Annotated in this window: 15 protein-coding genes; 13 read left to right on the top strand and 2 right to left on the bottom strand. The window is 38.3% G+C overall.

Annotation, left to right across the window (positions count from 1 at the left end):
• Positions 1-115: 115 nt before the first annotated feature.
• The 13 genes from sucD (at position 116) to priA (ending at position 14742) form a co-directional block, all read left to right on the top strand.
• The gene (gene sucD / locus SKC36_RS07500; protein WP_459453434.1) at positions 116-994 is read left to right on the top strand and encodes a succinate--CoA ligase subunit alpha; all 879 of its coding nucleotides are present in this window, start codon (positions 116-118) and stop codon (positions 992-994) included.
• An 11-nt stretch (positions 995-1005) separates the two neighbouring features.
• Positions 1006-2193: a hypothetical protein gene (locus tag SKC36_RS07495; RefSeq protein WP_459465460.1), complete on the top strand. Its 1188-nt coding sequence runs from the start codon at positions 1006-1008 to the stop codon at positions 2191-2193.
• Between the two features lie 91 nt (positions 2194-2284).
• Positions 2285-3073, top strand: coding sequence for a uroporphyrinogen-III synthase (locus SKC36_RS07490; RefSeq protein WP_223143258.1), 789 nt, complete (start codon positions 2285-2287; stop codon positions 3071-3073).
• A 114-nt stretch (positions 3074-3187) separates the two neighbouring features.
• The gene (locus tag SKC36_RS07485) at positions 3188-4189 is read left to right on the top strand and encodes a PorP/SprF family type IX secretion system membrane protein (protein ID WP_459453438.1); all 1002 of its coding nucleotides are present in this window, start codon (positions 3188-3190) and stop codon (positions 4187-4189) included.
• A 160-nt stretch (positions 4190-4349) separates the two neighbouring features.
• A complete protein-coding gene (porK, locus tag SKC36_RS07480; protein ID WP_459453439.1) occupies positions 4350-5462 on the top strand; it encodes a T9SS ring complex lipoprotein PorK/GldK in 1113 nt (370 codons plus the stop codon).
• Between the two features lie 38 nt (positions 5463-5500).
• Positions 5501-6253, top strand: coding sequence for a type IX secretion system motor protein PorL/GldL (gene porL / locus SKC36_RS07475; protein ID WP_459453440.1), 753 nt, complete (start codon positions 5501-5503; stop codon positions 6251-6253).
• A gap of 33 nt (positions 6254-6286) precedes the next feature.
• Positions 6287-7882 (top strand): type IX secretion system motor protein PorM/GldM, encoded by a 1596-nt coding sequence (porM, locus tag SKC36_RS07470; RefSeq protein WP_459453441.1) that lies wholly within the window; start codon positions 6287-6289, stop codon positions 7880-7882.
• 13 nt (positions 7883-7895) lie between these two features.
• The gene (gene porN / locus SKC36_RS07465; protein WP_459453442.1) at positions 7896-8798 is read left to right on the top strand and encodes a type IX secretion system ring subunit PorN/GldN; all 903 of its coding nucleotides are present in this window, start codon (positions 7896-7898) and stop codon (positions 8796-8798) included.
• A gap of 138 nt (positions 8799-8936) precedes the next feature.
• A complete protein-coding gene (locus tag SKC36_RS07460) occupies positions 8937-9197 on the top strand; it encodes a hypothetical protein (RefSeq protein ID WP_459453443.1) in 261 nt (86 codons plus the stop codon).
• Between the two features lie 101 nt (positions 9198-9298).
• A complete protein-coding gene (pyk, locus tag SKC36_RS07455; RefSeq protein WP_459453444.1) occupies positions 9299-10771 on the top strand; it encodes a pyruvate kinase in 1473 nt (490 codons plus the stop codon).
• A 36-nt stretch (positions 10772-10807) separates the two neighbouring features.
• Positions 10808-11578 (top strand): lysophospholipid acyltransferase family protein, encoded by a 771-nt coding sequence (locus tag SKC36_RS07450; protein ID WP_459453445.1) that lies wholly within the window; start codon positions 10808-10810, stop codon positions 11576-11578.
• Positions 11579-11587: 9 nt separating this feature from the next.
• The gene (gldD, locus tag SKC36_RS07445) at positions 11588-12181 is read left to right on the top strand and encodes a gliding motility lipoprotein GldD (protein ID WP_459453446.1); all 594 of its coding nucleotides are present in this window, start codon (positions 11588-11590) and stop codon (positions 12179-12181) included.
• A gap of 59 nt (positions 12182-12240) precedes the next feature.
• Positions 12241-14742 (top strand): replication restart helicase PriA, encoded by a 2502-nt coding sequence (gene priA, locus SKC36_RS07440; protein ID WP_459465458.1) that lies wholly within the window; start codon positions 12241-12243, stop codon positions 14740-14742.
• Here priA and SKC36_RS07435 read toward each other — a convergent pair whose 3' ends face one another.
• Together SKC36_RS07435 and SKC36_RS07430 are read right to left on the bottom strand one after the other, a co-directional pair.
• Positions 14743-15474 carry a nitroreductase family protein gene (locus tag SKC36_RS07435; RefSeq protein WP_459465456.1) on the bottom strand — a complete coding sequence of 244 codons (732 nt, stop codon included), beginning with the start codon at positions 15472-15474 and terminating at the stop codon, positions 14743-14745.
• Between the two features lie 35 nt (positions 15475-15509).
• Positions 15510-16436: a TolB family protein gene (locus tag SKC36_RS07430; protein ID WP_459453449.1), complete on the bottom strand. Its 927-nt coding sequence runs from the start codon at positions 16434-16436 to the stop codon at positions 15510-15512.
• Positions 16437-16461: the final 25 nt, after the last annotated feature.

Raw genomic sequence — 16461 nt, 5'->3', positions numbered from 1 at the left:
TAAAATTATTTGTTGAAATATTTATTTACTTGCTCTTAAACCTTTTTAAATTAATTTATCAATAATTTGTACCTTTGGAAAAATTTTTCGCCTTAGAATAATTAAACCAGACAAAATGAGTGTTTTAGTAAATAAAAATTCCAAAATTATAGTTCAGGGTTTTACAGGTACGGAAGGTAGTTTTCATGCCGAGCAAATGATCGCTTATGGAACCAACGTTGTAGGTGGTGTTACTCCAGGAAAAGGAGGAGGAACGCATTTAGATCGTCCTATTTTCAATACTGTTGCTGAAGCAGTTGCCAAAGCTGGTGCTGATACATCCATTATCTTCGTTCCACCGGCATTTGCCGCAGATGCCATCATGGAAGCTGCTGACGCTGGCATTAAAGTGATTATCTGTATCACGGAAGGTATTCCCACCAAAGACATGATTGTTGCCAAGGAATATATTTCTACTAAGGAATGTCGATTAATTGGACCTAACTGTCCAGGTGTCATGACTGCCGAGGAATGTAAGGTGGGTATTATGCCAGGCTTTATTTTCAAAAAAGGCAAAGTGGGTATTGTGTCTAAATCAGGTACATTAACCTATGAGGCAGTAGATCAATTAACTAAAGCTGGTTTAGGACAGACTACCGCTATTGGAATTGGAGGAGATCCCATCATTGGAACTACTACCAAAGAGGCGGTTGAACTATTAATGAATGATCCAGAAACAGAAGGTATCGTGATGATTGGAGAGATTGGTGGTGGAATGGAAGCAGAAGCAGCACGTTGGATCAAAGCTGATGGAAATAGAAAACCTGTCGTAGGTTTTATTGCTGGCCAAACAGCACCTAAGGGTCGTCGTATGGGTCATGCTGGTGCCATCATTGGTGGTGCTGATGATACTGCTGAAGCAAAAATGAAAATCATGCAAGAATGTGGAATTCACGTGGTATACTCTCCAGCTGACATTGGCGAAACTATGTTAAAAGCATTATCTGCTAAGTAAAATACTAAAGGATGATTCCTTTTATTGAAAAATCTGCTTCATTCCACGCATTCATGCTACGATGGAGCAGATTTTTTTTGTGGGCTATCTTAATCACCACCAGTGCAAAGGCGGCTGTTTGGAAACCCATGCATTCTGTTGAAAAGGAATGGTTGGTTTATCAATCCGGATGGAATAGTTTCTTGCCTTATATTCCTAGCCAACATTATTCCTATCATTCTAAATCCATTCAACTCTCAAATCGGGATTATTATCAAGCTTATTTGACTATTAAGCCCAAAGAAACCTATCACTTATTCATTGATGGGGCATTTCAAAGGAAATTAGCCAAAGGAGAATTAATCAGAATGTCTTTAGATAGCTTGTTGAAAGTTCATCATAAGGATCAAGTCATCGCTACATTTTATAGTAGTAGCTTGGAAGGCTTACCCGGAGATTTAAGTATTGAGAAAAAATTTGATCAAGTAATTGCACAAAACAGGGAGGTACAATTGTTTCTGAATCGTGCACCTGCCGTTTATACCCATTTTTTCACCTTGGGCTTTTTGTCGCTTCTAGCTTTGATGGGCTTATTGTTTGCTATTTTTCCAAGGTATTTTATCGTCTATTTCCGTTTTACGGATTGGATTAACTGGGAAACAAAAGAGAATGCCATGGTGAAAAGCCCCTTCTCATTGGCCAATTTATATATACTATTTATTCTAAGCCTCTTAATTTCTTTGATGGCATTCTACAATGGAATTACCTATCGTTCTGGCGATGCATTTTTTGTGAATGAAGAAAATTACAATACCCTGATACCCTCTTTGTGGTTTGTTTTTTCTCGGACTTTATTGGCTTACTTCATTTTTATTATACAGTATTTCATTTTCCAACTTTTTGCCAATTTATTCAAACTAAAATCGGTTGCCAATTTACATTTCTTTAAATCCATACAAGCTAATATTCAATTCTTTATCATCGTATTTGTAGGAATTGGATTATACGCTATTTACCAAGGACCGGCTTATTCCATTGACATGGAAATTGTTTCCTATTTATTGAATATTTATTTACTCATTCGTTTTATATATTTTACCCAAGTGTTTAATAAGGTCTTATCAGTCAATCGATTATCTCTATATGCGTATTTGATTATTACCGAGGCCATCGTCATTTTGTTTGGCATACGTGAATTGATATTTCCACAATACAGCTAGACCTAAGAGAGTGATAATCAAGATTTTTTTTTGTATATTTGCAACATAAAGTTGACTATTCTAGATTGTCGAGTTAATACAAATTTGATTTATGAGTGAAATAGCTAACGTTGCTACGCCGGATATCAAGCGGTTGAAAAAAGTAAAAAGTATATTAGTTACTCAAGCAGCGCCTACGGATGCCAAATCTCCTTATTTTGAGATTGAAAAAAAGTATGGTGTTAAAGTGGATTTTCGTCCATTCATTGAGGTGCGAGGAATAGCCTTCAAAGATTTCCGAAAGCAGAAGATTAATATTTTAGAGCATACGGCCATCATTTTTACGAGCCGTAATGCCATTGACCATTTCTTCCGTATTTGTAAGGAAGCTAAGATTGAGGTTCCTTCTGATATGAAGTACTTTTGTATCACGGAGCAAACTGCCAATTACCTGCAGAAATACATCGTTATCCGTAAACGTAAGGTTTTTACAGGAACGAAGACGGCTTTAGATTTATTGGAAATCATTAAAAAACATAAATCAGAGAAATTTTTATTCCCTTGCTCGAACAAGCGTCAGAAAGATTTGCCTGACTACATGGGAACCAATGATTTTCAATTAACAGAGGCTGTTATGTATGAAACAGTTTCAGCTGATTTATCCGATTTAGAAGAAGTTTTTTATGATGTTTTGGCCTTTTTTAGCCCATCAGGAATTACTTCTCTTTTTGAGAATTTCCCTGATTTTAAGCAAAATAACACCCGGATTGCAGCCTTTGGATCTACCACGGCTCAAGCAGTTACTGATGCGGGACTACTTTTAGATATTCAGGCTCCAATGCCTAATGCTCCATCCATGACGGGTGCACTCGAGCATTATATAAAGCAAGCAAACGCTTAAATAAAAAAGCCCCAAATCGGGGCTTTTTTATTAATATATTTCCAGGAATATTTCTCGTTTGAAAATAATGCTTATTTTTAGCCATCAAAACGCCTAACAAGCTATTCACTTAACATGCGCTTCAACAAGCAATTGCTCTTATTGCCTTCTTGGTTTTATGTATGCTTGGGCATCTTACTTCTATTTTGTGGGCCGAGTTTGCTGGCACAACAAGACCCAGGTTTGAGCATGTTTCAAATGAATGCCGTTTATCAAAACCCTGCCAATTCAGGATTGAGAGGTGCCTCTTTTGCTCAATTACATTACCGAAATCAATGGACGCAGTATGAAGCTACTGTGGAAGGTCCGGGTAACCTAGGTACTCAAATCTTAAGTGCTTCTCTGCCCATAAGTAAATTGAACTTAGGTGTGGGACTTTTGGTGATGTCTGACAAAACTCCTTCTGGGGTGGGTCAGCAATCCATGAAAATTCAATTAGCTTATCATTACGCAATAGGAGAGGCTATGTTATCCGCTGGCCTACGAGGTGGATTGCAGGGGAAATCTTTTGATGGACGTGTTTATCGGATTCGTGATGAAAATGACCCCATTGCTAGTCAATTATCAGGTAAGGTGATTAGCCAAAATCAGTTTGATCTTGGTTTTGGTTTGCTTTATTCCAAAGATAATTGGCAAATCGGTTTGTCTGCTGACCATCTGACTTCGCCTAAATTTACCATGGATACTCCGCAGGGAAATATGCCTATGAATATGGTGGCCGCAATTCATGGTTCGGCAGAATTGATTTTATCTGAAAGTTTGGCAGCCATGCCATTTGCTCAAGTTCGTTATTATTCAGGTAAGATTTTGCCCGAATTAGGAACAAGATTTGGCTATAAGGATTTATTCTGGTTGGGAGGTTCGTTTCGTTTAAATGATGCTGCGATTGGTATGGCTGGAGTTTCTTTATTGCAGCAAAAATTAGATATTGGTTATTCGATCGATGTATCCTTGGTACAAGCAGCGGTTAAAGCTCCTTTGACGCATGAGATATTTGTTCGGTTTCAATTACCTTCATTTCAATCCAGTGGAATTAAGGGACTTCCTGTAAGAACTCCCAGGTTTAAGATTTTATAGGAATTCATGTTAAGGCATAAAATTTTGTACTTTTGCTGAAATATTCTTAGAAAATGCTTTAAATTTGAGGAATTTGAATGAGTGTGAGTTGGGTAAAAGTAGATAAAAACAATATTTTAAACCCTGTTACGTTAACAAACAGTAATTTTAATTTGCTTCTATGAATTTTCAATTTGTTGAAAAGAGATTAATACTAGGACTTTCGATTTTGGCTATGGCTGTCGTTTTAAACAGTTGTGGTTCCAAAAACTCAGGTGGTTCCAAGACACTGAGTAGTAAAAAAGGCTCTTCGGGCAAAGGAATCTTAGGAATTGGAAAATCCAGTAAAGAGGTTCCAGGTGTGCAGAATGGAGAAATTGTAGCCACTACTCGTAAAGGATGGTCACAACCAACTCCCTACGGAATGGTCTTAGTACCCTCAGGTAGTTACATGATGGGTCAAGCGGATGAGGAAGTTTCTCGTGCAGGTGTTAACTTCAATAAGCGAGTAACCGTAGCAGCCTTTTACATGGATGATACCGAAATTACCAATCATGAGTATCGTCAATTCACGTATGCCTTATTGAAAGATTCGGTTTCTGTTCTAGGAGAAGATAAAATCATGTCTGAGTATTATCCAGACACTACCGTTTGGAAGCGTGATTTTACGTATCACAATGGTGATCCAATGACAGAATATTATTTTTCTAGTCCTGCCTTTGATCAATACCCTGTAGTAGGTGTTAGCTGGGTAGCTTCTAAATATTTCTGTTTGTGGAGAAGTAAGTTGATGAACGACTATCGTAGAAAGCAAGGTCAATTTATTTTGCCGCGTTTTGAGCTTCCATCTGAATCTGAGTGGGAATGGGCAGCACGTGGTGGAAGGGCTTCAGCCAAATACCCTTGGGGTAATCCTTATATTTCTAATGCTAAAGGATGTTTATTAGCTAATTTTAAACCTCACAGAGGTAATTATGATGCTGATGGTTATTCTTATACAGCCCCTGCCAATGCCTACGATCCTAATGATTTTGGATTATATAATATGGCTGGTAACGTGGCAGAATGGTGTGAAGATGCCTATGCAGATAATGCGGTAGCTGTAACTTGGGATTTGAACACCGTCAACAAAGATGCAGATGAACCCAGAAAAGTAACTCGTGGTGGGTCTTGGAAAGATATAGCTTATTACCTAGAAACAGGAACTAGGGCTTACGAATTAGAACAAAACAAACGGTCATATATTGGGTTTAGATGTATGATGCGCTATTTGGGTCGTCCTAAACAAAACTAAATTATACCTTTTAAAATCTATATTACATTCTTTTTAACATGGAAAAATCAATCAATGTCATCGCTAGTTTTGGTGCGGCAGTCGTAATTGTAGGAGCCTTATTTAAAATTGTTCACTGGGACGGTGCCAACGAAATGTTAATGGTTGGTATGTTTACCGAAGCGGCCATTTTTATTTTATTTGGTGTATTGTACTTACAAGCAAAACCTGAAAAAACGTATGATTGGGAAAAGGTTTATCCAGAGTTAATGGGCGGAGCTCCAGTAGCTAGACCTAGTTCGACTGGCGGTGTAGATGCTTTATCAAGCTTGAAAGGTTTAGGACCAGAGGTGGTAGAAGGGTTGACCAAAAGTTTAAAAGGATTAACAGAAACAGCGAATAGTTTACAAGATATTTCTAAAGCTACCGTAGCTACACAAGATTTTGTGAAGTCTTTGTCTTCTTCTTCAGAATCATTAGGAACCTTGAATAAATCTGTTTCTGAAGCAGCTAATTCTTTAGGTGCAATATCTGTTTCTTCTGCAGAAGCAGCTAAATATGCACAACAATATGCCAAAGCAGGTGACCAGTTGTCTACGCTGAATACGATTTATGAAACGGAGATTCAAGAAGCCACTAAACACTTGAAAGCTATCAATAGTTACTATGGTAATGTTAATTTAACGGTTGAACAAATGGCTGCTACTCAAAAAGATGCAGAATTGTTCAAGACGGAATTAGCTAAATTGAATGCTAATATTCAGTCATTGAACCAAGTATATGGTAGTATGTTAACGGCTATGAAAGGCTAATTTTATCCACTTTAGCTTTGATCTCATAAGTATATGGCAAGTTTAAAAGAGACCCCCCGGCAGAAAATGATCGGGATGATGTATTTGGTACTCACGGCCCTGTTAGCCTTACAGGTCAGTGATGCCCTTTTACAGAAGTTTACCTTGTTAAATAATAGTTTGGAAATTGCGAATCAGTCTGCAAGTTCAAAGAATAAAAGTATGGTAACCGGCATTGAAGAGCGAATCAAAGATCTTCCTAATCCGGCTGCATATGCAGATATCCTTAGAAAAGCGAATGAGGTTCGTAAACTAGCGGATGAATTAGTCAATCACATTGATGGATTAAAAGCAAAGGTAATTGAAACAGGAGGAGGCATTGATCCAGAAACGGGTACTATCAAAAATCCAAAGGAAGAAGAAAAGGTATTTGAATTAATGGTTGGGGCCAATTCCAAAGGAGAGGCTTACCAATTAGTTCCTATGTTTGATCAGTATGTAACGAAATTACAAACGATTGCAGATCCAGGGACCAAATTCCCATCCTTAGCCTTAGCTGCCAAGGACGATCCTGTGGCTAGTCGTGATGCTGCACAATCCAACAAAGATTTTGCAGAATTGAATTTTGAACATACTCCAGTTCCAGCTGCTTTAGCTACATTAAGTCAGAAGCAGGCTGAGATTAGAAGATATGAGACGGAAGTACTTAGTCAGTTAGCTTCTAAAGTAGGGGCCAAAGAAATTAAGTTTGATAAGGTTTTTGCCCAAGTTTCTGCCAATGCCAACACGGTTGTTGCAGGTATGGAATATCAAGCTGAAGTTTTTATAGCTGCTACCTCTTCAGGTTTTACCCCTCGTATGAGTTTCAATGGGGCATCTATTCCAGTAGTGGATGGACGTGGCCAGATTAAATTCAAAACATCAGGTGGAGGGTATGATGCCAATGGATTATCCAAAAAGACATACACGGCTACAGTGGCTTACATGAGTCCTGCTGGTCCTAAAACTGAATCCATTCAAAAAGAATATTTTGTTTTGAAACCAACCTACAACATTGAAACAGCAACACTACCAGCGCTTTATTTGGGATGTGCTAATCGTTTAAGTGTTGTTAGTCCAGGTTTAGGTGCATTGTGGAATCCACAATTCTCTGCCGAAGGTGGAGAGGTAATTCCTGGTCAAAACAGAGGTAAAGTAACCATTGTTCCTTCTTCAGCTACAATTACCTTAAATGTGAATAATGGAGGTACCTTACTAGGAAAAGAGACTTTTAAAGTGCGTCGTGTTCCTAGACCAGAAGTACGAATCTTTGGAAATGGTGGTGAATTAAATGAGAAGAGAGGTACAAGTGCATCTGGTTTAAGAACCTTAGATGCCCGCGCCATTGCTGATGAATCATTTAAAAATACGAATCCAGATGATGCGAATTACCGTGTCGCTTCAGTTTATGTTGCTTTAGTGCGTGGTCAAAGAAAAATTGACGAGATAGCTAATTTACCTGGTTCTGGGTCAATAGCTAAGTTAGCCTCTCAGGCACAGCCAGGGGATCGCTATTATATTGAAGTGAAAGAAGTTCAAAGAAAGAATTTCAAAGGAGCTATTGAGACCATACCTATTTCCATGGTTAAAAATATACCTTTGAGTGATTAGGAAAACCCTGTATATGAAATCATTTAATCAGTTTTTGTTGTTAATTTCTCTGATCTGTGGATTTAGTGCCCTAGCTCAGGAGAAACCTTTAGATGAATCAAAGTTGAATTCAGTGCGTCCCATTGATCCAGCTAATATTCATTATAAGGCTCGCCTATGGCGTCGCATGGATTTGAATGAAAAAATCAACCAACCATTTTTCTCAGTGAATAATGAGATTTCTAAATTCTTAGTTGAATGGGTTGAAGCAGGTATTTTGATTCCTTATGTGAATGATTCCTTAGTGACTAAACTTACAGCCGCTCAGTTTAAAGAAAAACTTCGTATGGATGATTCCATAGGTGAAGGTAGTCTTTCAGAAGCTGAAAAAGCTGCCGGCTTTGGAGCTGAAGGTGGAGAGAAGAAAACAGCAGTAGATGATGGCTGGGGTACCACGACCAAACCAGGTGATGCAGCTAAAAAAACAGATGATTTTGATACTAAACCTGTGGCAAATTTAGATTCGTATTTCTTTCCAAAGGAATTGTCCATCATCGAGATTAAGGAAGATGCCATTATTGACCGTCAGCGCTCTAGGTTATATTTTGATATCCAAGCATTAACCTTGATTATTCCGGCTTCTAAAACCAAGGCAGGCTTTGATAAACCTGTAGCTTCCTTCCGTTATAAAGATGTTTATAAATTGTTTAGAAGTAACCCAAATTGTATTTGGTATAATTCTGAAAATGAAACTCAACATAAAAATATGGCGGATGCCTTTGATTTAAGGATGTTTCAAGCAAGAATTATTAAGAAAGGTAACCCAGAAAATAAGTTCTTGACTGATATCTATAGTTCAGATCGTGAGGGCCTTTTGATGTCTCAACAATTAGAGTATAAATTGTTGGAATTGGAGCACGACATGTGGGAGAATTAATTAATAGAACATATCTAAATGGAAGGAGGCTAAGGCCTCCTTTTTTTGTTCAAGAAGTTGATATTTCTATTTTTTTACCAATTTTTTTATATCCAAATCAACTTTTAAAACCGAAATTGTGGCATTAAATACCTAACCATGCAATGCCTTAAACAATTAGAAAGACTTCATCGAATTCATCGATTAATTCAACATGAATCTACAGGTTCCGCTGCCTCTTTAGCAGAGCATTTACAGATGTCACCCCGTCAGTTAAACTCTTATCTTGAAGTTTTGAAAGATATGGGTGCCCCCATTACCTTTTGTGCATTTAGTAAAAGCTATAAATATAGTTCACCTGTCAAGTTTGATTTTGAATTAAGGCTTTTTGTCTCGGAAAAATTGGTTTATTCTTTATAAAAGGGAGTTTACCGTGTTTTTTGGGTATGATTTAATACAATTATTCAATTTTTTGATGACTAAACTGTAACTTGCAGGGTAAATTGAATAATTAAGTATATATGTCGTATCAACGCAAGACAAAAATAGTAGCCACTGTAGGTCCAGTATCTGAATCAAGAGAATCCTTAATTCAATTAGCCAAAGCTGGAGTAAATGTATTCCGTCTTAATTTCTCTCACGGAACTCATGAAGATCATTTAGAGCGCTTAAAAACCATTCGTTCCATTAGCGAAGAATTGGGAATGAATTTATGTATTCTTCAAGATTTGCAAGGTCCTAAAATTAGGACGCAAATGGTGGAAAATAATGGTGTGGTTTTAGAAGCAGGTAAACAACTCATCTTTGCGATGGACGAAAACCTGCTAGGAACATCCGAGAAAGTAGGAACGACCTATACTTCTATGTATTTAGATGTCAATGTAGGTGAGCGCATTTTGATGGATGATGGAAATTTAGAGGTGAAAGTGCTTGCTATCGATAAAGAAAAGAAAGAAGTACTTACTGAAGTGGTTTATGGAGGTATTTTGAAATCTAAGAAGGGTATCAACTTACCTGGTACGAAGGTTTCTTTGCCTTGTTTAACTCCTAAGGATGAAGCAGATTTATATTTTGGTTTAGACCATGGTGTTGATTGGGTTGCTTTATCTTTTGTTCGTAAGGCCTCAGACATTTGGGATATTAAAGAAAAAATTAAAGCCTACGGTAAAAATACACGGGTTATTGCTAAGATTGAAAAGCCGGAGGCTATTGATCATTTAGATGAAATTATTGAAGCTACGGATGGTATCATGGTAGCTCGTGGTGATTTGGGTGTGGAGATGGATGGAGCCGTAGTTCCATACTTACAAAAAGTAATGGTTGAGAAATGTACAGCAGCTGGTAAGCCGGTTATTGTGGCCACTCAAATGTTGGAATCCATGATTCAAAACCCGGTTCCTACTCGTGCAGAGACTTCTGACGTAGCCAATGCCGTACTTCAGGGAGCATCAGCCACCATGTTAAGTGGAGAATCAGCTTCTGGTTCATATCCGATTAAAGCGGTGGAAACCATGGCTCATATTCACGAAATAGTGGAGCAACAGCAAAATGCAATTTCTGTAGTTAAAGGAGATGAGGTAGCCATTTATTTTAAAAACCATGCCTTGGCTCAAGGTTCAAAAGAGGTTGCATTAACCGATCGTTTGATTGCCGGTGCATGTCGTTTAGCTCGTGACTCCAAAGCCAAAGCGATTCTTTGTATTACTAATTCTGGTCATACGGCTTTCCGTTTATCAGCTCACCGCCCCAAAGCGGATTTATACGTCTTTACTTCCGATAAGCAATTAATGTCTACCATGGGCTTACTTTGGGGAGTGAAAGTTTTCTTTTATGATCCATCGGCTGATAGTGCTGAAAAGACGGTAGCTGCCATGGTGGATAAATTAAAGCAAGATCAATTATTATCTGCCGGGGATGTTTTTGTGACAACCTTGTCAATTCCTGCCCATTCGGGTAAGAAGACCAATACAGTGCAATTAGGGGTGGTTGAATAATCAACCCCTAATTGTTTATATTTTGGTTCATTAAGCATGAAAAAAAAGAATGCATTTCTTGCTAGTCCATTCATAGGGCTTTTTACCTTATGGTCCATGTTTTGGTTCATAGCCATTTTCTTGCTTTTTTATCCATTCATATTCATTTTACTTCAGAAAATCAGTTACCGTAAATACGCTGCCAAATTGGTGCGTGTATGGTCCAAGTGTTTTTTCTTTTTCAGCTTTATCCGTTTTGAGGTAAAACATCATTTTGTTCCCGATAAGAAGCAGAATTATGTTTTTTGTGCCAATCATTTTTCATTTTTGGATATTCCTGTCATCGTTTATTTGTTGCAACATTATACCGCTTTTGTCGGGAAAAGTTCATTGGGGAAACTACCTCTTTTTGGTTACATGTACGCTCGATTGAATATATTAGTCAATCGTTCTGACAATGCCAGTCGAGCGGGTTCTTTATCCAAAGCCCTTCGAGCCTTGCAAACCGGGAGAAGTATTGCCATCTTTCCTGAAGGCGGCATTGTCTCCAAAAAATATCCATACATGGCTAAACCATTGAAAGATGGGGCTTTAATTATGGCTATTCAGCAACAAGTTCCCTTAGTCCCTATTAGTTTATTTAATAATTATCAAATATTTTCAGATAAGCCTTTGATGATTCGTCCCGGTGTTATTCGGGCAGAAATACATCCTCCCATCATCACCAAGGGGCTAAGTATGGAAGATGTTCCCATGTTACGGGAGAAATTATACCATATTATTCAAGATCCCATTTTGAAATACTATCAATTAGACGAACCTCAATAATCGGGTCTTATGCGCCACTGGATTTATATGTTTGTTGTTATGGGTTTTTGCTTTTCTTGCTCTCAACAGAATAAAGAGGATAAAGCAGATTTACCACGTCCAAAAGGCTACAACCGAATCATCTTACCCAAGGCTAAGTATCAAGATCTAGAAAAAGGTCATCCATTTAGTTTTCAAGTTTCCCAATATGCCCGAGTGATGCCTGATACGGTTTCTTGGGCGGAGCCTCATTGGTTATATATTTATTATCCTCAATGGCATGCTTTTATTCAGCTTACTTATAAACCTTTGAATAAGGATCAAAAGAAATTGGCTAATCTCATCAATGATGCCTATACTTTGGCCTCTAAACACCAAGGTAAGGCAAGAGGAATTCAAGAGTATGTTATGACTACTCGTTCTGGAAGAAAAGCTGGAATCATTGAATTGGATGGGGAAGTGGCTACCTCCTTTCAATTTTTTACTACCGATAGTATACATCATTATTTACGTGGAGCTGTTTATGTAAAAACCGCAACGCAAAATGACTCTTTAGCTCCAGTCATTCAGTTTTTGAAAAAAGATGCCATGCATTTAATTCAAACCCTGCAATGGAAACCTTAGACTTGGCTAAATAGCCAAGCTTGCCAGTACCCGAATCTTTCCTTTTCTTTGTAGTCAACATGATCGAGTCAACAGCATTGTCGTCTTCAGAGGAATTAACGGTATTTGTGGATGCACTGCTTCCCTTACCTATTCCACGGTATTTCACCTACCGTGTTCCTAGGCAATGGGCTGATTTGGTGCAAGAAGGAATTCGAATTGTAGTTCCTTTTGGTTCCTCTAAAGTGCTAACTGCCGTGATTGTTCAGGTGCATCATCAACCTCCCAAGCAATATCAGGCTAAGTATATTTTAGAAATTTTAGATGATAGTCCATTGGTGACTACTTCTCAAATCAAGCTATTTCATTGGGTTGCAGATTATTATATGTGTTATCCAGGAGAGGTTTTTCAAATAGCTTTACCTGCAGGATTGAAGATTTCTAGTCAATCGAAAGTTCAAATTAATCCGGCCTATTCAGAAGAAACCCAATTAAATGAAAAGGAACAGATTGTTTTTAAGGCGATTCAAGAAAAAGGTTCTTTATCCTACGATGAGGTAGCTCAAATTGCCGAATTAAAAAGTCCGTATCATCTAATAAAATCCCTAGTAGCCAAACAAGCTCTTTTGATATTTGATGAATTGAAAGATCGGTACACACCAAAAGTGTTGCGGAAAATTCGCTTGGCAGAACCTTTTGAAAATAAGGAAAAGTTGGTGGAGCTTATTCAGCAATTGGAATCTAAGCCTAAGCAATTGGGTATACTCTTGCATTATCTTCAATTTATTCCAGTTTTACGGAATCCAGAAATCAATCAAAAAGGACTGGAAAAATCGAGTTTTACGCAAGCCGAATTATCGGAGAGTTCACTACAAACCCTGCTAAAAAATCAGATTTTTGAGAGTTTTGAGGTAGTAGTTTCTCGCTTTGGACAAGACTCGGAGGATTTCATCCCTGCGGCTTTTGATTTAAATCATGCACAAAATTTGGCTTACCATTCCATTTTAAAGCAATTTCAAGAAAAGGACGTGGTATTGTTGCATGGAATTACCGGAAGTGGTAAAACAGAGATATATATTAAATTAATTCAAGAAGCGCTAGCTAATGGCAATCAAGTACTTTATTTATTGCCAGAAATTGCCCTTACTACCCAAATTGTATTACGACTTAAACGAATTTTTGGTGAGCAAGTTGGAATTTATCATTCCAAGTTTTCTGATAATGAACGGGTGGAAGTTTGGAAGTCCATTGTTGAGGGAAAATATCCATTTGTCGTGGGTGTTCGGTCTTCGGTCTTTTTACCTTTCTCCAATTTAGGTTTAGTGATCGTGGATGAAGAACATGAGTCCTCCTTTAAGCAGGTTGATCCAGCCCCTCGTTACCATGCCCGTGATGTGGCGGTTGTATTAGCTAAGCAACAAGGGGCTAAAGTACTTTTAGGTTCTGCAACACCTTCCATAGAATCCTATTACCAGGCAAAGGAAGGCAAATATGGATTAGTTGCCTTGAAGGAGCGTTTTGGTAAAGCTCAGTTACCCCAAATCACCTTATTAGATACTAAGTATGCTCAAAAAATGAAGCAAATGAAAGGGGGCTTTTCGGTGGATTTGATTGCTGCTTTAGAGGATAATTTTAACCGGGGAAAGCAAAGTTTATTGTTTCAAAATAGGCGAGGATATTCCCCATATATTCAATGCCAAGATTGTGATTGGATAGCTAGTTGCAATCAATGTGATGTGAGCTTAACCTTTCACGCACGAGATCAAGAGCTTCGTTGTCATTATTGTGGCTATCGGGAAGGTTTATTGCGTCGTTGTGCCGCCTGTGGTAGTACACAATTGAAAACCATGGGCTATGGAACGGAGAAGTTGGAAGAAGAATTGCAACTTCATATGCCGGATGCTAGAATTGGGCGAATGGACTTAGATACCACTCGCTCTAAAACGGCTTTTAGTTCACTTTTAGCAGAAATTACGTCTGGAAATATTGATGTGTTGGTGGGAACTCAAATGGTTGCCAAGGGTTTGGATTTTGAAGGTTTATCCATGGTGGCAATTTTCGATGCAGATAAGGCCATCAACTTCCCTGACTTTAGGGCACATGAACGGGCCTTTCAATTGATTTGTCAGGTGGCAGGAAGAGCAGGTAGGAGAGAAGAACAAGGGCAAGTCTATATTCAAACTAATCAACCTACCCATCCCTTATTTGATCATATTTTGCAGAATAATTTTGAGGCCATGTATGCTGAGGAAATCATAGAAAGAGAAGGTTATCATTATCCTCCTTTTAGTCGCTTGATTAAATTGACTCTTCGAAATATGGAAGCAGCCCGTGTCGAAACGGCTGCTAGGCATTTGGGGATGGCTTTAAAAGAGAAGTTTGGTCATGGTCGTGTATTGGGGCCAGAAAAACCTTTGATTGAACGCATTAGGAACCAATACGCCATGGAGATTTTAATAAAAATTGAGAAAGGTTTAGCCTTAGCCAAGTTTAAAGAAGCCTTAAGGGAAGAATTAGATATACAATCATCTAACCCAGCCTGTAAAGGTGTTCAGCTTATCATTGATGTGGATTGTTTATAATCAACGCTTGAATACAACTTCATCAAGCAGTAAACGATGCCTAAGTCCATAAATTCCTTCTTCTGTTCCTTTACCTACTGCCACAATCATATTGATTTCGGCTTCATTTGGGAGATTTAAGGCTCTTTTAACCAGCTTGGCGTCAAATCCCTCCATCGGGCAAGTATCATAACCCTCAGCAGCAATAGAAAGCATAAAAGTTTGGGCAGCCAGCGCACAGGACTTGTGCACCATGACCCGCTGATCTGCTAGTCCAGCAAATCGCATGAAGGGGTTATTGAAACCTTTAACAAAGGTGATGGCACGTCTAACAAGGGTACTTAGACCTAAGATATCTGTTCGATACAAAATAGGCATTAGTATGCCATAATAATCCAATGCTCTTTTTTCTGATTTAGAGGGCTCACCTTGTATCGATGCTTTTATCTTGTCGATGTTCCATTGAGCATGTTTTTTCCAATGGTCTTGCCTAGTAACAAATACAATCAGATGGGAAGCCGTTCTTGCGGCTGACTGACCTAAACAAAGTTGCTCATATTTTGCTTTTTCTTCAGGACTGTTGATCCAGTAAAATTCCCAAAGTTGCATATTGCTACTGTTGGGTGCAAGTATGGCACGTTCAAGACTTTTTTGAATGACCTCATTTGGGACTTGAATATCCGTATCAAACCTCCTGTTTGATCTTCTTCTTTGTACTATTTCATCAAAAGCTTGTGCTAGATTCATCGACATATATTTAGTCGTAAATATACGGAATTAGCTGATGATTAAGGTTTTTTGTCTTCGAGTTCGTAACGAACATAAGCAAATTTAGAACCATCAGGAGACCAAGATGGAACATTGATACTACCTTGACCTCCATAAAATTCCTCGGTTAAATCTTGGATTTTTTTAGATTTCAAATGTAGCAATCGGAGTTTGACTTGATGGCCAAATGGATGGCTTTGTTTCTGATCCTCTATGTAGCTTATCACGACAGCCTCTTTTCCATTAGGCCTGATGTGTGCGAACCAGGTAGAATAATCATCAAATGTCATTTGCTCGGCTTGGCTGCCATCTGGACGCATTCGCCAGATTTGCATTTTACCCGTACGAAAAGAATTAAAGTAGATGTATTTTCCATCCGGACTATACTCCGGCCCATCGTCTAAACCCTCTTCGGTAGTTAGTCTAATTTCTGGTCCTCCTTGTGTATCCATGGCATATACATCATAGTTTTTATTTCTCTCGGCACAATAGACCATGGTCTTTCCATCTGGTGAGATGCCGTGCCAATAGGAGGGAGCTTGATTCGTTAATCGGATGGGTTGACCTCCTTGACTTCCTACTTTAAATATAAGGGAACCACTTATGCCTGAGCTCGGGTCTGAACTGGAAATGTAAAGTGTTTTCCCATCAAAACTATAACCATGATCATTATTGCACTTTTGGATGCTTCCCGTAGGCAAAATCCCAAGTTTATCACCTGATGGACTAATTTTTTCAATTAAACCGGCACTATTGATAAGTAAATGAGAACCATCTACGGACCAATTGGGCGCTTCAAAGTGACGATGTTCTTTCAGAATCTCTTGGCTTTTTTTTGTTTTAATATCAAAAATATGCAAAGAACTGATGACACTTTTACCAGCTGGGATTTGGGAATAGGCAGTAAGATTACATACCATAATTGCGAAAATGGGTAAATATTTCATAGTCTAAATTTTGATGTGTAAAATG

Source organism: Aquirufa sp. OSTEICH-129A (assembly GCF_054558355.1).
This window is presented reverse-complemented; position numbering and strand designations above follow the sequence as displayed.

Bases quoted from the DNA above. Each gene is read 5' to 3' on its own strand.
- SKC36_RS07460 (WP_459453443.1), top strand. From the start codon at position 8,937: ATGCAATGCCTTAAACAATTAGAAAGACTTCATCGAATTCATCGATTA.
- SKC36_RS07435 (WP_459465456.1), bottom strand. From the start codon at position 15,474: ATGTCGATGAATCTAGCACAAGCTTTTGATGAAATAGTACAAAGAAGA.
- porM (WP_459453441.1), top strand. From the start codon at position 6,287: ATGGCAAGTTTAAAAGAGACCCCCCGGCAGAAAATGATCGGGATGATG.
- porK (WP_459453439.1), top strand. From the start codon at position 4,350: ATGAATTTTCAATTTGTTGAAAAGAGATTAATACTAGGACTTTCGATT.
- SKC36_RS07495 (WP_459465460.1), top strand. From the start codon at position 1,006: ATGATTCCTTTTATTGAAAAATCTGCTTCATTCCACGCATTCATGCTA.
- gldD (WP_459453446.1), top strand. From the start codon at position 11,588: ATGCGCCACTGGATTTATATGTTTGTTGTTATGGGTTTTTGCTTTTCT.
- SKC36_RS07430 (WP_459453449.1), bottom strand. From the start codon at position 16,436: ATGAAATATTTACCCATTTTCGCAATTATGGTATGTAATCTTACTGCC.
- porL (WP_459453440.1), top strand. From the start codon at position 5,501: ATGGAAAAATCAATCAATGTCATCGCTAGTTTTGGTGCGGCAGTCGTA.
- sucD (WP_459453434.1), top strand. From the start codon at position 116: ATGAGTGTTTTAGTAAATAAAAATTCCAAAATTATAGTTCAGGGTTTT.
- SKC36_RS07485 (WP_459453438.1), top strand. From the start codon at position 3,188: ATGCGCTTCAACAAGCAATTGCTCTTATTGCCTTCTTGGTTTTATGTA.
- SKC36_RS07450 (WP_459453445.1), top strand. From the start codon at position 10,808: ATGAAAAAAAAGAATGCATTTCTTGCTAGTCCATTCATAGGGCTTTTT.
- porN (WP_459453442.1), top strand. From the start codon at position 7,896: ATGAAATCATTTAATCAGTTTTTGTTGTTAATTTCTCTGATCTGTGGA.
- SKC36_RS07490 (WP_223143258.1), top strand. From the start codon at position 2,285: ATGAGTGAAATAGCTAACGTTGCTACGCCGGATATCAAGCGGTTGAAA.
- priA (WP_459465458.1), top strand. From the start codon at position 12,241: ATGATCGAGTCAACAGCATTGTCGTCTTCAGAGGAATTAACGGTATTT.
- pyk (WP_459453444.1), top strand. From the start codon at position 9,299: ATGTCGTATCAACGCAAGACAAAAATAGTAGCCACTGTAGGTCCAGTA.